This window comes from Marseilla massiliensis (assembly GCF_016899955.1).
GTDB classification, from domain to species: Bacteria; Bacteroidota; Bacteroidia; order Bacteroidales; family Bacteroidaceae; genus Prevotella; species Prevotella intestinigallinarum.
Genome location: NZ_JACJJL010000032.1, coordinates 1 through 15748 on the forward strand (window position 1 = coordinate 1; position 15748 = coordinate 15748).

At 48.4% G+C, this 15748-nt stretch carries 15 protein-coding genes and 1 pseudogene; 15 read left to right on the forward strand and 1 reads right to left on the reverse strand.

What is annotated here, in order from left to right; genetic code table 11:
* The first annotated feature begins 195 nt into the window (after positions 1-195).
* The 11 genes and pseudogenes from H6B30_RS14030 (at position 196) to H6B30_RS14080 (ending at position 11776) form a co-directional block, all read left to right on the forward strand.
* Complete coding sequence (locus H6B30_RS14030) at positions 196-1128, forward strand: putative phage abortive infection protein (protein ID WP_205111684.1); 933 nt, start codon at positions 196-198, stop codon at positions 1126-1128.
* A 34-nt stretch (positions 1129-1162) separates the two neighbouring features.
* Positions 1163-1915, forward strand: coding sequence for a WecB/TagA/CpsF family glycosyltransferase (locus H6B30_RS14035; protein ID WP_205111686.1), 753 nt, complete (start codon positions 1163-1165; stop codon positions 1913-1915).
* A 474-nt stretch (positions 1916-2389) separates the two neighbouring features.
* The gene (rfbA, locus tag H6B30_RS14040) at positions 2390-3292 is read left to right on the forward strand and encodes a glucose-1-phosphate thymidylyltransferase RfbA (protein ID WP_205111688.1); all 903 of its coding nucleotides are present in this window, start codon (positions 2390-2392) and stop codon (positions 3290-3292) included.
* A gap of 41 nt (positions 3293-3333) precedes the next feature.
* Entirely contained in the window at positions 3334-3897 is a 564-nt protein-coding gene (gene rfbC, locus H6B30_RS14045; RefSeq protein WP_205111690.1) for a dTDP-4-dehydrorhamnose 3,5-epimerase, read from the forward strand.
* Positions 3898-3916: 19 nt separating this feature from the next.
* On the forward strand, positions 3917-4831 hold the full coding sequence (rfbD, locus tag H6B30_RS14050) for a dTDP-4-dehydrorhamnose reductase (protein ID WP_205111720.1): 915 nt from the start codon (positions 3917-3919) through the stop codon (positions 4829-4831).
* Between the two features lie 27 nt (positions 4832-4858).
* Positions 4859-6001 carry a dTDP-glucose 4,6-dehydratase gene (locus H6B30_RS14055; protein WP_205111692.1) on the forward strand — a complete coding sequence of 381 codons (1143 nt, stop codon included), beginning with the start codon at positions 4859-4861 and terminating at the stop codon, positions 5999-6001.
* A 186-nt stretch (positions 6002-6187) separates the two neighbouring features.
* On the forward strand, positions 6188-6964 hold the full coding sequence (locus tag H6B30_RS14060; protein ID WP_239484080.1) for a YjbH domain-containing protein: 777 nt from the start codon (positions 6188-6190) through the stop codon (positions 6962-6964).
* Between the two features lie 73 nt (positions 6965-7037).
* Positions 7038-9326: a DEAD/DEAH box helicase gene (locus tag H6B30_RS14065; RefSeq protein WP_205111696.1), complete on the forward strand. Its 2289-nt coding sequence runs from the start codon at positions 7038-7040 to the stop codon at positions 9324-9326.
* Positions 9327-9417: 91 nt separating this feature from the next.
* Positions 9418-9622, forward strand: a pseudogene (locus H6B30_RS14070) (eCIS core domain-containing protein); the annotation flags it as partial.
* A gap of 307 nt (positions 9623-9929) precedes the next feature.
* A complete protein-coding gene (locus tag H6B30_RS14075) occupies positions 9930-10976 on the forward strand; it encodes a leucine-rich repeat domain-containing protein (protein WP_205111698.1) in 1047 nt (348 codons plus the stop codon).
* Between the two features lie 416 nt (positions 10977-11392).
* Complete coding sequence (locus H6B30_RS14080) at positions 11393-11776, forward strand: hypothetical protein (RefSeq protein ID WP_205102780.1); 384 nt, start codon at positions 11393-11395, stop codon at positions 11774-11776.
* Positions 11777-11778: 2 nt separating this feature from the next.
* On the opposite strand, the gene H6B30_RS14085 is transcribed toward H6B30_RS14080, so the two are convergent.
* Positions 11779-12435 (reverse strand): M23 family metallopeptidase, encoded by a 657-nt coding sequence (locus tag H6B30_RS14085; protein ID WP_205102782.1) that lies wholly within the window; start codon positions 12433-12435, stop codon positions 11779-11781.
* A 275-nt stretch (positions 12436-12710) separates the two neighbouring features.
* Between H6B30_RS14085 and H6B30_RS16695 the strand changes: the two genes are divergently transcribed.
* From H6B30_RS16695 to H6B30_RS14105, 4 genes are all read left to right on the forward strand, one after another.
* Complete coding sequence (locus H6B30_RS16695) at positions 12711-12860, forward strand: Fic family protein (protein WP_338088571.1); 150 nt, start codon at positions 12711-12713, stop codon at positions 12858-12860.
* A 217-nt stretch (positions 12861-13077) separates the two neighbouring features.
* Entirely contained in the window at positions 13078-13842 is a 765-nt protein-coding gene (locus tag H6B30_RS14095; RefSeq protein ID WP_205102785.1) for a DUF4099 domain-containing protein, read from the forward strand.
* Positions 13843-13848: 6 nt separating this feature from the next.
* Positions 13849-14073, forward strand: coding sequence for a hypothetical protein (locus H6B30_RS14100; protein ID WP_013619360.1), 225 nt, complete (start codon positions 13849-13851; stop codon positions 14071-14073).
* A 31-nt stretch (positions 14074-14104) separates the two neighbouring features.
* Positions 14105-15706 carry a hypothetical protein gene (locus H6B30_RS14105; protein ID WP_205102787.1) on the forward strand — a complete coding sequence of 534 codons (1602 nt, stop codon included), beginning with the start codon at positions 14105-14107 and terminating at the stop codon, positions 15704-15706.
* Positions 15707-15748: the final 42 nt, after the last annotated feature.

The following is a 15748-nucleotide window of genomic DNA, read 5'->3' on the forward strand; positions in this document are numbered from 1 at the left end:
ACCTTAAAAATGCTTGTAAAAGACTATATTTCAATTATTTCAAAGACCAATTCCCATTTTTAACGGGACAGTAGTGATTCTAAGTTAGAAATTTTAGCTTATATAATCACTGCTCTAGGGCTTTTAGTTATGTCTGTGTTTGTAATATGTCTTTCGTCAAGTTATAAGATTGGTGGAAATCTTTCAAACGATGAGATGGCAATAACAGGGCAAGTAGGCGATTTTATGGGTGGTGTCATAGGCTCTTTGTGGGCTCTTGCTGGTGTGTTCTTGTATTTTTCTGCAATTAAAATGCAAAATAAAGAACTTGAAAACCAATCTAAGTTCAGAAGGGAAGATCGTATACTGGATTCCATAAAGGAATTTGAAAACACGTTCTTTGCTTTATTAGCATCACAACAAAGGATAAAAGATAAGCTAAGTGCTGACTTTTATGATGCCAAATTTGATGATAATCACAAATTGTGTGAAGATAAAATTCATGCTTCGGGCAATAACTTTTTCTATGAGGCATATTTAGTCTTAAAAAAACTATATTCCTTCTGTGAAAGGGATTCTTTCAAAATTAATCTCAAACCTAATAATGAGTTGCCGTATGCTACCCAAAAGGAAGATAGAAAACGAATTATGAAAAACTACTCTGAAGATCTTGCAGTCGCTAATATAGGATTTCGTGAAATCCATTTTGAAAGAGTAAAATTAAAGGTTGATGAGTTGAACAAATGTAAGGCAATTTATATCTTATACTTTATTCATTACTCCTCTACTATTGGGCATTATTGTAGACACTTGTATAATATCCTAAAATATATGGATCAAGTAAAAATAGATATTCTGGTAATGGTTCGTAATAATTTTGAAGGTAATGAACGAATTGTGAAAATGGCGGATGTGAATAAACGCTTTAAACGTTATGCTGCTTTTTTACAATCGGGGCTTTCTATGTCTGAGATGGGTATATTGTTTTACAACTCATTGATATATCCTAAAGCAAAAAAGTTATATTTGCGATATAATTTATTGGAAAATCTTCAAGATGTTTATCTTATAAAATCTGAACATAAAGATTTGATAAAAAATTTTAAGTGTAAATCTTCAGATGAAATGATTGAGATTCTTTTGGCATAATAATACAATTTTTGTGAATAGTAATTAATCAATTATGGAAATAGTAAAAGTATTAAATATAGATATACAGAACATGACTCGTCAGGAACTCTTGGAGAACCTGAAGGAGGGTGTTCTTGTGACTCCTAACCTTGACCATCTGATTAAGCTTCAGAAGGACAAGGAGTTTTATGATGTGTATCAGAAGTCGGAATGGGTGGTGTGTGACAGTAAGATTCTCTACCTATTCGGTAAGTTGTTGAAGACTCCAATCAAGGAAGCAATTCCGGGTTCCAGCTTCTTCACCTCTTATTATATGTATCATAAGAATGATGCTGACTGCAAAATCTTCTTGCTTGGTGCCAAGGAGGGTATTGCTGTTAAGGCAATGGAGCGCATCAATGAGAAGGTGGGGCGCCAGATGGTGGTTGGTGCTCATTCTCCTTCCTTTGGTTTCGAGAAGCATGAGGATGAATGCGAGGAGTTGGTTCGCATCGTGAACGAGAGTGGTGCAAATGTACTGCTCGTTGGTGTGGGTGCTCCAAAGCAAGAGAAGTGGATTATGAAATATCGTGATAAGATGCCTGGAGTAAAGGTATTCATGGCTCTGGGTGCTACCATTGACTTCGAAGCTGGAACATTGAAACGGGCACCAAAGATTTGGCAGAAATGCGGAATGGAATGGCTGTATCGGGTGATCAAGGAACCCAAACGTCTGTTCAGACGCTATTTCGTCGATGATATGCAATTCTTCTATTATTTCACCAAGCAATTGCTGGGTATATACAAGAATCCCTTTGGGAAATAACCCCAAATCGGTCATTAGAAAAACATTCTTTCTTTTTGTCATGCTTCTACTATTTTTTACAGCAAAAATTAAGCGTCATGCAATATAATTAGCTATATAAGCAAACGCTTACTTACAATTTGTCAGTAAAAATCTCTAATGACCGATTTGGGATAAACGTTCTTATTTCCTAAACAACTTGGCTATCAAGGCTATGGGGATAAGTACCACAGCCGAAAGATAAGACAGGACTATACGAAAGAATGATTTCATCGATGCAAAGATAACAATTTATGAAGAAACATCTTGCTATCATTGACTTTTAAAAGCTGTTTTATTTTTGTAATAATCAAACAAAAATGCCTTTATATGATAGTTCCTTATTGAGCATATCAGTTTACTATATGTACAAAATAAGATAGGGAAAAGATAACCGACCAAGTGGCTGAAATATATAAGAACTATAAGAGATAACCATATAAATAACAACAGTTTATGAAAGGAATTGTATTGGCCGGTGGCAGCGGTACACGTCTGTATCCTATCACCAAGGGTATCAGCAAGCAGCTCATACCCATTTTCGACAAGCCGATGATCTATTATCCGATCTCGGTGCTGATGCTGGCGGGAATCCGCGACATCTTGATCATCTCCACCCCGGCGGACCTGCCCTCGTTCAGGCGCCTGCTGGGTGACGGAAGCAACTTCGGAGTAAGACTGGAGTACGCCGAGCAGCCGTCGCCCGACGGACTGGCACAGGCGTTCATCATCGGCGAGAAGTTCATCGGTGACGATTCGGTCTGCCTCGTACTGGGCGACAACATCTTCCATGGCAGCGGGTTGGTGAACCTCCTGCAGGAAGCCGTCCGCACGGCCGAGGAGGACAGGAAGGCCACGGTGTTCGGCTACTGGGTGAGCGATCCCGAGCGCTACGGCGTGGCCGAGTTTGACCGTGACGGCAACTGCCTGAGCATCGAGGAGAAGCCGGAGAAGCCCAAGAGCAACTATGCCGTGGTGGGACTGTACTTCTATCCGAACAAGGTGGTGGACGTGGCAAAGACCATCAAGCCGTCGGCACGCGGCGAGCTGGAGATCACGACGGTGAACCAGCGCTTCCTCGAGGACAGGGAGCTGAAGGTGCAGACGCTGGGACGCGGCTTTGCTTGGCTGGACACGGGCACGCACGACTCGCTGAGCGAGGCCAGCACCTTCATCGAGGTGATCGAGAAGCGGCAGGGCCTGAAGGTGGCCTGCCTGGAGGGCATCGCCTTCCGCAAGGGATGGATCACGGCGGACAAGCTCCGCGAGGTGGCACAGCCGATGCTGAAGAACCAGTACGGACAGTACCTGCTGCAGGTGATCGACGAGGTGGAACGGACGGGAAATCCGAACTTTTAAAAGGCAATTATTAATAGGATAACAGGAAAGGAAAAAGAATCATGGAAGTAATCAAGACAGCGATAGAGGGCGTGGTGATCATCGAGCCGCGCCTGTTCAAGGACGCGAGGGGCTATTTCTTCGAGAGCTTCTCACAGCGTGAGTTCGATGAGAAAGTAGGTCACGTGGAGTTCGTGCAGGACAACGAGAGCATGTCGTCGTATGGCGTGATGCGCGGCCTGCACTTCCAGCGTCCGCCCTACACCCAGAGCAAGCTGGTGCGCTGCGTGCGCGGCGCGGTGCTCGACGTGGCGGTGGACATCCGCAAGGGAAGCCCCACCTACGGCAAGCATGTGGCCGTGGAGCTGACGGAGGACAACCACCGGCAGTTCTTTATCCCGAAGGGCTTCGCCCACGGTTTCGCCGTGTTGAGCGACACGGCCGTGTTCCAGTACAAGTGCGACAACTTCTACCATCCCGAGGCCGACGGCGGCATCAGCATCCTCGACGACTCACTGGGCATCGACTGGCGCATACCGACCGTCCACGCCATCCTGAGCGAGAAGGACACGAGGCACCCACTGCTGAAGGACTTCGAAAGTCCGTTTGAGTATAAAAATAAATAATAAGATGGAGGAACAAGTAATGAACATTCTGGTGACAGGCGCAAACGGCCAGCTAGGCAATGAGATGCGCATCGTAAGCAAGGATACGGACTATCAATATGTATTTACCGACGTAGTGGCCCCCGAGGGTGTGGAGACGACGATCCTCGACATCACGGACGCGGAGGCCGTGCACCGCATGGTGAAGGACAACGGCATCGGCTGCATCGTGAACTGTGCGGCCTATACCAACGTGGACAAGGCGGAGGGCGACGAGGCGCTGTGCCGTAAGCTCAACGCCGACGCTCCCAAGATATTGGCTGAGGCGATGAAGGAGGTGGGCGGACTGCTCATTCAGATCTCCACCGACTATGTGTTCGGCGGTGACCCGTACAACACGCCCTGCCGGGAGGACCAGAAAGGCACACCCACTGGCGTATATGGAGCAACAAAGCTTGAAGGTGAGAAGAACATTATGGGCGTGGGCTGCGACTACGTGATCCTCCGCACGGCCTGGCTCTACTCCGAGTTCGGACACAACTTCGTGAAGACGATGCTGAACCTGACGGCCACGAAGCCGCAGCTGAATGTGGTGTTCGACCAGGCCGGCACGCCGACCTACGCCTACGATCTGGCTTTGGCCATCAGGGCCGTGCTGGACGACTATGCCGCAGAGGCTCCCAAGACGGGCTACAGCAAGGCGGGCATCTATCACTTCAGCAACGAGGGCGTGTGCTCGTGGTACGACTTCACTAAAAAGATAGCCGAGCTGGCAGGCCACACGGCGTGTGACATCCGGCCCTGCCACAGCAACGAGTTCCCCAGTCCCGTGAAGCGTCCGGCCTACTCGGTGCTGGACAAGACGAAGGTCAAGGAGACCTTCGGCATCAACATTCCCTATTGGACCGACTCGCTGAGGAAGTGCATGGAGAATATGGGCGCGCTGAAACACTAATGTCTAACCATTAAACAAACTCATACAATGGAATACAAGAGAAACATCATGATCACGGGCGGTGCGGGCTTCATCGGCTCACACGTCGTCCGCCTGTTTGTCAACAAATATCCCGACTACCACATCATCAACCTCGACAAGCTGACGTATGCGGGCAACCTGGCCAACCTCAAGGACATCGAGGACAAGCCCAACTATACCTTCGTGAAGGCTGACATCTGCGACTTCGACACGATCAGGCAGCTGATGGAACAGCATCACATCGACGGCATCATCCATCTGGCCGCCGAGAGCCACGTGGACCGCTCGATCAAGGACCCGTTTACCTTCGCACGGACGAACGTAATGGGTACGCTGAGCCTGCTGCAGGCCGCGAAGCTCTACTGGGAGAGCCTGCCCGAGGGCTATGAGGGCAAGCGGTTCTACCATATCTCTACCGATGAGGTGTACGGCGCACTGGAGATGACGCACCCCGAGGGCATCGAGCCGCCGTTCACGACCAAGGCATCGTCGGGCAAGCACCATCTGGCCTACGGAGAGAAGTTCTTCGTGGAGACGACCAAGTACAACCCGCACAGTCCGTACAGCGCAAGCAAGGCCAGCTCGGACCACTTCGTGCGCGCCTTCCACGACACCTACGGCATGCCGACGATCGTGACCAACTGCTCGAACAACTACGGCCCGTACCAGTTCCCTGAGAAGCTGATCCCGCTGTTCATCAACAACATCCGTCACCGCAAGCCGCTGCCGGTGTATGGCAAGGGCGAGAACGTGCGCGACTGGCTGTACGTGGAGGACCACGCACGTGCCATTGACCTGATCTTCCATAAAGGCAAGATTGCGGAGACATACAACATCGGCGGCTTCAACGAGTGGAAGAACATCGACATCATCAAGGTGGTGATCAAGACCGTTGACCGGCTGCTGGGCCGCAAGGAAGGCGAGGACATGGACCTGATCACGCATGTCACCGACCGCAAGGGCCACGACATGCGCTATGCCATTGACTCCACGAAGCTGCAGAAGGAGCTGGGCTGGGAACCGAGCCTGCAGTTTGAGGAGGGTATCGAGAAGACGGTGCGCTGGTATCTTGACAACCAAGCGTGGATGGACAACGTGACGAGTGGCGACTACCAGCGGTATTACGACGAGATGTACAAGAACAGGTAATACACGGATAAAATAAGAGTCAAGCTAAAATAAACGCTATTTAGAGGGAGGCAATAACATAATATTACCTCTCCTCTAATGAAATATATCAGTAAATGTGCATTTCATTCAAATGCAATCAACATAGTCGCAACAGGCTATGCGAAGAAAACATGGCCGATAATATACTTCCTTTTACTCCTTGTGATGGGAGGCAAGATCCATGCTCAGGCTATGTATGGGACAACCGGACTGCTCCATGCTCCTACCGCTGAAATGCAGAAAGACAAGACCATCCTGATAGGCGGAAGCATGATAGACCAAAATATCTATCGCAGTGGTTATTGGAACAGCCATAAGGAATATAATCCTTATACCTATAATTATTATCTGAATATCACTTTCTTTCCATGGCTGGAAGTGGCATACACTTGTACGTTAGTAAAAGGCGTTCCCGGTTGGCCGCAACAGACTTTAGGTAAGTTCGTCAATCAGGACCGTTCTTTTCACTTCCGGTTGAGGGCATGGAAGGAAGGCTGGTGGAAGTTATGGACTCCCCAAATTGTATTGGGAGCCAATGACCCTGGCAGTCATTCTGACCATGGAGGTGGAAATATTACATTTGACAATGCTGACGAAAATACTAATCATCTGACCCGTTTCTATCTTGCCGCCACCAAGCATTTCATTTTCCAACGCTGGGGAACGCTTGGCATACATGCCTCGGTCATCCAGTTTGACGGATTGGATTTTGACAATGACCATGGTTTTACTCTTGGTGCCAACTTCCGTTTCAACAGACAAGGAGACGGCTTTTGGACAAAGGCATTGAACGGTCTGAACCTGATGGGTGAATATTATGACGGTGTGGTGAACGTGGGTGGCAATTATGCCGTGTGGAAAGACCGCATCAATCTGACGGCTTCGCTGTATGACGGAAAGTATTGGTCGGTGGGACTGTATTTCAGGGTGTGCTTGAAATAAAACGTGGTCCACAGCGTATTGTCAGAAGTTAAAACAATGAGTAACGCTCTCTTTTTAGCTATAGCTCATCATCATGTTGCGTAAATACCAACATACCATTAAACATTTTCTCTTTTCTGAATGGGCACAGCATTCAAGTATCATGATTCAGATGCCCACAGGAACAGGCAAAACACACTTGCTTGCTTCGGTAATTTATGACCATTTGAAAGAAGGGCAATACCAATGCGTGTGGATTGTCGCTCATCGTCGGGAACTTGTGGAGCAGATAGTGGAGACGGTGGCACGTTACGGCATATCCAAAGAGGACGGACGAGTGAAGGTGATGTCCATCCAGTGGCTATCAAGGCATTGGGAGGACGTGAAGGGTGATAATCCGAGCCTGATTGTAATAGACGAGGCGCACCATGCACTTGCAGAAAGTTATAAAGAACTGTGGCTGCGGTATCCGAATGCCAGGAAGCTGGGGATGACGGCCACGCCCTGCCGGTTGAACCGCAAGGGGTTCACGGACTTGTTTGACACGCTGATAATATCAGACAGCATCGCGGACTTCATTCGTCAAGGGTGGCTCTCCGCTTTTGACTACGTGTCCATACGCCCGAATAGTGAAGACCAGCGGTTGATAGACTGTTTAGAGAAACGGGGCGCGGACGGGGACTTTCAGGTGAAGGAAATGGACACCGTGCTGAACAGACGGCCAAGCATCGAGCGGTTGTATGCAAGCGTGCGGCAATATGCCGACGGCAAGAAAGGCATCGTGTATGCTGTCAGCATCAGCCACGCACGGAACATCGCCGAATACTATAATAATAAAGGTGTGAATGCCGTCGCTATTGACAGCAAGACGCCAGCCAAGCTGCGCAAGCAAATGGTGGAGGACTTCAGACAGGGTAAGATTCAAGTGTTGGTGAACGTGGATGTGTTCAGCGAGGGCTTCGATTGCCCGGACGTGGAGTTCGTGCAAATGGCTCGGCCTACCCTTTCGCTTGCAAAATATCTGCAACAGGTAGGACGGGGACTGCGCAAGACGGACGGCAAGGAAACCTGCATGTTGATAGACAACGTGGGGCTGTATCGTCTGTTCGGGTTACCAACCGCTTATCGGGACTGGCAGGCCATGTTCGAGGGACGGTTGGCAGGAAAAGGCTATCCAACCGCAAACGCAAGAAATGTTTCCTGTATGGCTGCCGGGCAAGAGAAAGACGAGGCTTTGAATGCGGACGGTTTGCTGGAGACGATTGTATCGCACAGACAGTTGATGGATTACCTGCAAAGCGGTTCTTCCCTGTTTGATAATAACGCTTCGCAAGCAGAAGCCCTGAAACCATATAAAGACCGTCAAAGTGGGCTTTGGGGATTGAAGCAAGGACAGACCATTACCGCCAAAGCGCAATACCGCACCGTATTTGACGTGAAAGACAATCGGGCAGCCGTAAGATTCGAAGACAACCGGGTCGGCATCGTGGATGGGAACGGGAACATACGGATGAAACTCAACCGATACCGCTACATGAAATTCCTGCCAGACGACATTGGTGCCGTGACGGACAATGCCGGACATACATTCTACATCGACTTGAAAACATCCAAGCTGTATAACGGGAAACCGGAAGTGCTGAAATATGGGAGGATTGAGATGCTGAGGGTCGGAATGGTGTATTACAGCCGCACCAAGCATGTCTATAAGAGTCCGTTGGGAATAAACAGCTTTGACTTGGTGCCACGGGGCTTCTATTTGCGGATTTACACTGGTCTGGCTGACAACTGTAAGTTCAGACACATAGACAGCGAGGATGCTTTCCTTCATCAGGATTGTGTGTGCATCCTGGCGAATGACGAAGAAGAATACTATGGATTCTGCGGCGAACTGGTAGACGGCAGCATCGTGATTACGGACGGAAAGGGAAATTACTACCATGCCATGGACGGCAAGGAGAAGCAATACATCGCCTGCGAGCACCCAAAGACACAAGACGAGGATTTTGATGTGGCGGTGTCACGACTGAAAGCGGAAGCCGAGGCGAGAGCCGCTAAGATGAAAGCGGACCATCAACGGGAAAAAGAAAAGAAACAGCAGATGCGACTGGCTAAAATACAAGATGCCGTTCCGTTCCAATCGGGATTGAAATGGGGGCTGAGAGCAGGCAGCCGCGTCATCGTGCCGCCCATTTACCGCAGCATACAGAACCCCGTGGGCAACTATTGTGTCGTGGAAACCAATCCCCGTCAATGGGGCATCATCAGGCTGGACGGCAAGGTAGTAGTGGAGGCACGGTACACGAATGTGGAGATAAGCAATGGCGGGACAGCCCGGTTGACCGTCTTCCCTGGCATAACAAAGACGGTGAATTTAAAATAGTCCCGAAGTTTATCTGATGCTATTTTTACATCTCCACTTTATTTGTTATTATTGCATTAAATTCAACCATTAAAGAGAATAATATGATAACCAAAAAAACGAAACAGATATGCCTGACAACCTGAAAACGGGCATCGAAAGCCTCTCCAGGCTTTTCAAAGGATGACGTGCGTGTGCATTACAATTCCGACAAGCCTGCCACCGTGCAGGCATTGGCATATACGCAAGGAACATACATCCACGCGGCTCCTGTCCAAGAACGGCATTTACCACATGAGGCATGGCACGTGGCTCAACACAAGAAAAGCCACCCCTAAAGGTGGCTGTCTTGCTGAACGTGTCCTTGTCGCTACCGAAAACGGAGAATAAGTCAGGACACGGAATATTACATTAATGTAATGATAGTGGGATGCCGAAGCTGCGGATGAATGAAAAGGTTTCCTCCAATCCCGTTGAGGGTTTCTCACCGGAAAATACGGGTCTTCCGCTGGATGAGCCCTTACCAGATATGAATCCGTACACCTTCTCCTGAATTTGCACGGAACATCCGCTTGTTTAATGTCGCTACCCCCATAGTCCGACACTGCAAAATTATAAAAAATCATGGATTATCCAATAGAAATAACAGGAAAAACGATAAAACAGGTCACTAAACTGAACTTATCCAACCTTGGACTGACTGAAATTCCCGAAAATATTTTTCTTTATACGAATTTGACCAAACTGACACTAAGCGGCAATCAAATACGGAACATACCGAAAGACATCTTAAAATTAAGGAAGTTGAAAACCATCGACTTGTCTAAAAACGAGATCAAGACATTGCAAAGTGCCTTGTTCAAACTGCCGAATTTAAGGACACTCAATCTTTATTGTAATAGCATTACCGCTTTACCGAAACAGTTTTATGACTCTTCGATAACGTGCCTGATAGCCGGTCACAACAGATTGACGGCGGTCGATTTTGAGAAACTGCATAATATAGAATCGCTTGACTTGACATACAACCAATTGACCTCCATTCATATAGGACTGGAAGCCTGGAAGTTGAGATTGTTGAGGATAAAAGGAAATCCGATAGAAAATTGTTCCATAGACAATGCCGTGAAAAGACACTTGGATTACTTAGACATTGATATAAATGAATACACAAATAAAAAAACGTCAATTATGGAAACAAGAGGAACTGTCATAAAAAAAGATACTGGAATACACCATATCTTTATAAGCTATTCGCACGATGACACCAGATGGCTGGAAAAGCTAAAGAAGCACCTGAAAGGCCTGGAAAGCTATTATGACTTTGAAGAATGGGACGACCAAAAGCTCAAGGCCAGTGACGAATGGGATAAGGAAATATCCGACGCCCTGGAGCGTTCGACAATCGCTATCTGCCTTGTGTCCGCCTCTTTCATGGCATCAGACTATATCCGTGGAAAAGAACTTCCTCCTTTGTTCAAGAAAGCCAAAGAGAACGGTACAAAAATAATACCGTTGATGGTTAGTCCATGTGGCGTATTTGAAGACAGTTGGCTGTCAAAATATCAAGCTGCAGGTAACCCGCAAGAAACTCTTTCCGAATGTACGGACGCAGAAGCCGAACGGCGACTGGCAAATTTGATGAGAGACCTCAAAGAATTAATCAAATAATCCTGCTTATATTAAACGACTAATGCCATTCCCTATTCCTGTTATCAGGAACAAGGAGTGGCATTTTCTTTATCCGGCCATTCATGTATAAAGTGTTCATTGCTGAATACATTAAAATATAATATATTTTTTACTTTCTGGAACTTTTCATCAAAAGGATTACAGCATTGTACAACCAATGCTTAACACAAGGTCGGTAGCTCACGTTCAATCTGTTCCATCAACCGTTTATACGAGCACTTTCTCTCCCTTTCATCAATCAGTGACACTCGTCGAGAGAGGTACAAGTCATATTTGCCTTAATTTTGCGCGAGAAAATCAACAGAAATATCTTTAAGGAGAAAGGCAAAATACAAGCAGGATTTCTTGCATAAATGGAAAAGATTGTTTAACTTAGTAGTCTAATAATCAAAGGTATGGAGTACATTGTATTACTGGCTTTTGCCTATATTCTTTTGAAATTGTGCGGGAAAATGCTAAGGCATTTCCTATCGCCGGAGACAACCGCTTTCTGGTTGGTTGCCATCGGGTTGTGCCTGTTCGGGTTGGAATGGGCCGGATTATTGTTGATAGTGTGGCGGTACATTGTGATACCGATTGGAATATATTATGAGAGGCATCCGGGGCGCAGGTATAACAGGAAAAGCCATGGAAATTCAAATATCAACCGGGCGGTCATGTGGCTGATACCCGTGTTCTGGCCGTTCCTGATAGCAAGGATGTTCTTGTCGGAAAAGACCTATAAGCCGGGGATGAATGAATATGACTACGAGCAGTTCTTAAAAGGAAATGGAAAGTAAGCTCAGCCGATTGCCAGACGTGCCAATGCTTCTTCACGGGTTTCCTTAATCAACTGAAGCAAGATGGCCGGGTCAATGTGCTTCTTGCCGTATTTGGCGGTGATGTGCAAGTGCGGACCGGTACTACGCCCCGTGTTGCCACTGATAGCCACTACTTCTCCTGGTAAGACCTGTGCGCCTTTCTTTACCAATGTCTTTGAAAGATGGCAATAGCTGACGGTGTAGTCACCGTGACGGAGGACAATGTAATTGCCAGAACGCTTATCAGAAGATACTTTTATGACCTCGCCAGGCATCATGGCATAGACCTCCTCGCTGTTTGCCCGCAAGTCCAACCCTTTGTGGTTGCTACGTTTGCCTGTAAAAGGATCTTTGCGCCTTCCAAAAGGTGAAGTGACTATGATTTTCTTCAAAGGGTAAGACACGCTCATATAACAGCCTATCCAATGGCTCCGCATTTCATCTGGCTGTTTCCCTGCCATCGAAGTAAAGGAAACAAGTTTGTCTGCCTCTCCATCTCCGGGGAGGCATTTTGTTTCTGTAGGCTCGACCACTCCCTGCATTTTGTACAGTGGCTTGCTATATGCAATGGTATGGAACTGTGCTTGTAAGGACAAGCAACAGAATGATAAAGTGAGTAATAGCCATGACTTTTTCATGGCACAAAAGTAATATGTAGATGCGTATAAAGGGAAGAATGGCAATGAGAATGGTCATATTATAAGATATTATAGGGAATCAGACCTACGAATCGGACTTAGAGTGTCTATAAAGTCAAAGCTGACCGAGGAAGTGCAACCCGACTATGTGGTGTTGACGTTACCCATCGGCAAGACCCATCAAGAAAGACCCATCAAGAAAACCCATCAAGAAGGACTTGATGAGAGCGTTAATACTGGATTTCTGCAAAGAGCCCAAAAGCTTTTTGGAAATAATGAATTTGCTCAATTTGAAAGACAGGGTAAACTTCAAGCGAGTGTATATTTCTCCCTTGATTGCGGAAGGTTTGCTGTCAATGACAGAACCCGACACCCCAACCAGCAGAAACCAAATGTATGTGGCAGCCAAGGCTGAAAAGTCCTAATTGCACCTGTAAACATAACCACCTATACCCGAATGGGGCTTCCCAAGGCACGTTCATGCCGGGAAGCCCCATTCTTCGTTTGGAGTCTGATTGACAGTATGATTTTTCTCTTCAGCTATAAATAAACCAAAATCTGAGCATTTTTCTGCCCAGCTTTTACTTTGCTTCATTCTACCGCCTTACATTTGTCCAAGTGTAACAACTATAATTTGGACGAATGAACAGATACAAATTCTCGGAAGAGGAAGTACCCTACGGTACTCTCGAACAATTCGGGCTGACAAGGGAGATGGTTGGTGACCTGCCGGTGGATGTACTGCAAGCCATCCAATCAGGCCGCCGCTCACCCGTTTTGCCCATCCGTGCGGATGATTCGGAAGGCAACACCATCCATGCAAGAACTCGCTTCTCGTTGGTGCGGCGTGAGGACGGCACAGCCGACGTGTTGTTTTACCCAGTACTGGTAGAAAGCCGGCTGGAGCGTTTCAGCGAAGAACAAAAACAACGTCTGCTGGAAGGAAAGGCAGTCATCGCACCGATGCAGGACAACAACGACAATCCCGTGCAGGCATTCCACCAGATCGATTCCGGCACGAAGCAAATCCTCTCCGTACCCACGCCCGTCATCGGGCGCAACCTGCAAATCATAGCCGACGAGTTCCACCTCTCCCATGCGGAAATCAACTGCCTGCAAGTGGGCGAACCGCTAACCGTGGCTGAGGGCGACGACCTGATGACCATCGGCATTGACCTGAACGAGCCGACCGGCATCTTGGTATGTGTGGGTGACGGCGTACAATGGAAACAGGAAGCGAAACGCGAGTGGGACAAGTATAACTTCGGCTGTTTCGGCTGCTGGGTGGCAGACGGCGAAGGCGGACTTGACTATGTGCATGAGGACGACTACACCGAAGAAATGTGGAACGAGTTGAAGCGGAGCAGCCAGCGCAGGATGCAGAACGCCAACACTCCCAAAATGTAAGGCATCATGGCAAAGGAAGAATACTATCCGGAAGAGACCCTCGTGGAAAAGGTGCAAAGCGGTGAGTACGGTTGGAAAGACTATGTATGGTACCATTCGAGGGAGTGGAGAACAGAATACGAAAAGTACTGCCGCCTGCGTGACCTGCCAATGGACGACGACACCGCCTTGCGCTTCCTCGACATGAAGCAGGAGGAGATGGAAACGGCACTCGCCTACGGCGATGCCTGATGAGCATATAACCGCATGACAACAATATGAAATGAGCATACGAAAGAACACTAACCCACGCCCTTTGGAACTGCCGCCGGAGATGCGAGACCTGCTGGCCCGCAACGGCATGAGGGGGCATATAGCAGGAAGCAGCGAGGGTTTTGTCCTGATTGTGCAAGGACATGATTCCCCGTTGCTTTCCTATCCCATCACCGAAAAACAGCTGCAAGCACTGACCGACTGGGGTACGAATTACGCAAACCGAAAGTGCTATAACACCTTCGCAAGTATTGTGGCGGCGGACTTCGACCTGCCCAGGGATTTCGTACACGCACGGAATGCCAACGGACGGGTGGCCATGGGCTTACACGGCTACCGTATCGGCGCTGGTGAATACGGACGATCAGGTTGGGCGCATCCCATGTACCGCCACCCATGGGGAGCGTGTTTTCTCGGCTGGACACCCCGGCAGCAGGACGGCTTCCACCTGCGGCGCATAGGCGGCAACCTCTATTTTCCCGGCGCACCGATAGTGCCTAACCGCCCCGACGGACGCATGAAACCCGGAGAACTGCAAAGCGGCGGTTATGGTTTCTACTACAAGGGGCAACCCACCACGACAGTAGCCGGACAGGATGTGTTGGAGGAACTGGAAACGGTCATCACACCTTTGCAACCCAAGCCACGACCCACCGAACCGGCCAAGCCTTACCACACGCTCATCACTTCCCCCGTCTATTTCACCAACGAGAAATGGCAGGAATGCTTAGCGAGCCACGGCATACTCATAGATTCCGAGCGCAAGACGCTGACCATACAGTCTTCCTCCGTCTCTGCCGATTTGCAGTATGACCTGAAAGACGAAGAATTGGCAGCTTTGACTAACAACTCTGCACAGGATGTGCCGGTGGAAAAACGGCTGGAAATCATTAATGGCATCATCAAGGAGGATTTTTCCGCACCTATCACAATGGACATGTTGAATAGTGACAAGATGATTGCCATCGAACTGCATCCGGCGGTCAAGGAAGACTTGGACCGCCAGCTTTCCCAAGTGGGGCAAATAGAGCAAGGCGGGCAAGGGCAATATGTCAATGAAGGCCTGTACGTAGAGCCTGAAGAAAGGGTACTGCCCAAGGGAACGGTGGTGATGTACGGTAACGACCTCGCCTACATCAACCCGGACAAGGGCTGGTTCCGAGAGGGCCGGCATGGACGGGAGGTGACCGTGGACGAGATACGGGTAGAACCCACCGAAACTGAGGGCAAGTACCGCATGACCGCCGTCATAGACGGCGAAGCCGTGAGCCACGAAATCACCCAGAAGCAATATGACAAGTTCATGGCCATTGATGACTACCACCGCCTAAAACTGTTTTCCAAGATATTCGGGGAAGTGGACATGAAGTCGAGGGACAACGTGCCGTTGGGAACGAAAATTGGGGCGGCTTTGTTGGCGGGCGTAGCCGTCATGGGCGAACTGGGCCGTGGACCACGCCCCGACATTTACCTGGAAAGGCATGGCCCTCCACCGCCTCCCCGGTGTTACTTCAAGCCCGGAGTGGACACCCCTATGGACGTGGCGGCACGCAATTATGAAGCAGCCGTGAACACGGAACGGATGCAGCATGAAATGAGACATGGAATGTGATTCAACGAAGAGCGAAAAATTAAGAATGAAGAATTGAGAACC

Coding starts and splice junctions, on each gene's coding strand:
- H6B30_RS14100 (WP_013619360.1), top strand. CDS start 13,849: ATGGCAAAGGAAGAATACTATCCGGAAGAGACCCTCGTGGAAAAGGTG.
- H6B30_RS14035 (WP_205111686.1), top strand. CDS start 1,163: ATGGAAATAGTAAAAGTATTAAATATAGATATACAGAACATGACTCGT.
- H6B30_RS14105 (WP_205102787.1), top strand. CDS start 14,105: ATGAGCATACGAAAGAACACTAACCCACGCCCTTTGGAACTGCCGCCG.
- rfbA (WP_205111688.1), top strand. CDS start 2,390: ATGAAAGGAATTGTATTGGCCGGTGGCAGCGGTACACGTCTGTATCCT.
- H6B30_RS14060 (WP_239484080.1), top strand. CDS start 6,188: ATGGGAGGCAAGATCCATGCTCAGGCTATGTATGGGACAACCGGACTG.
- H6B30_RS14095 (WP_205102785.1), top strand. CDS start 13,078: ATGAACAGATACAAATTCTCGGAAGAGGAAGTACCCTACGGTACTCTC.
- H6B30_RS14055 (WP_205111692.1), top strand. CDS start 4,859: ATGGAATACAAGAGAAACATCATGATCACGGGCGGTGCGGGCTTCATC.
- H6B30_RS14065 (WP_205111696.1), top strand. CDS start 7,038: ATGTTGCGTAAATACCAACATACCATTAAACATTTTCTCTTTTCTGAA.
- H6B30_RS14085 (WP_205102782.1), bottom strand. CDS start 12,435: ATGAAAAAGTCATGGCTATTACTCACTTTATCATTCTGTTGCTTGTCC.
- H6B30_RS14080 (WP_205102780.1), top strand. CDS start 11,393: ATGGAGTACATTGTATTACTGGCTTTTGCCTATATTCTTTTGAAATTG.
- rfbD (WP_205111720.1), top strand. CDS start 3,917: ATGAACATTCTGGTGACAGGCGCAAACGGCCAGCTAGGCAATGAGATG.
- H6B30_RS14030 (WP_205111684.1), top strand. CDS start 196: ATGGCAATAACAGGGCAAGTAGGCGATTTTATGGGTGGTGTCATAGGC.
- rfbC (WP_205111690.1), top strand. CDS start 3,334: ATGGAAGTAATCAAGACAGCGATAGAGGGCGTGGTGATCATCGAGCCG.
- H6B30_RS14075 (WP_205111698.1), top strand. CDS start 9,930: ATGGATTATCCAATAGAAATAACAGGAAAAACGATAAAACAGGTCACT.
- H6B30_RS16695 (WP_338088571.1), top strand. CDS start 12,711: ATGAATTTGCTCAATTTGAAAGACAGGGTAAACTTCAAGCGAGTGTAT.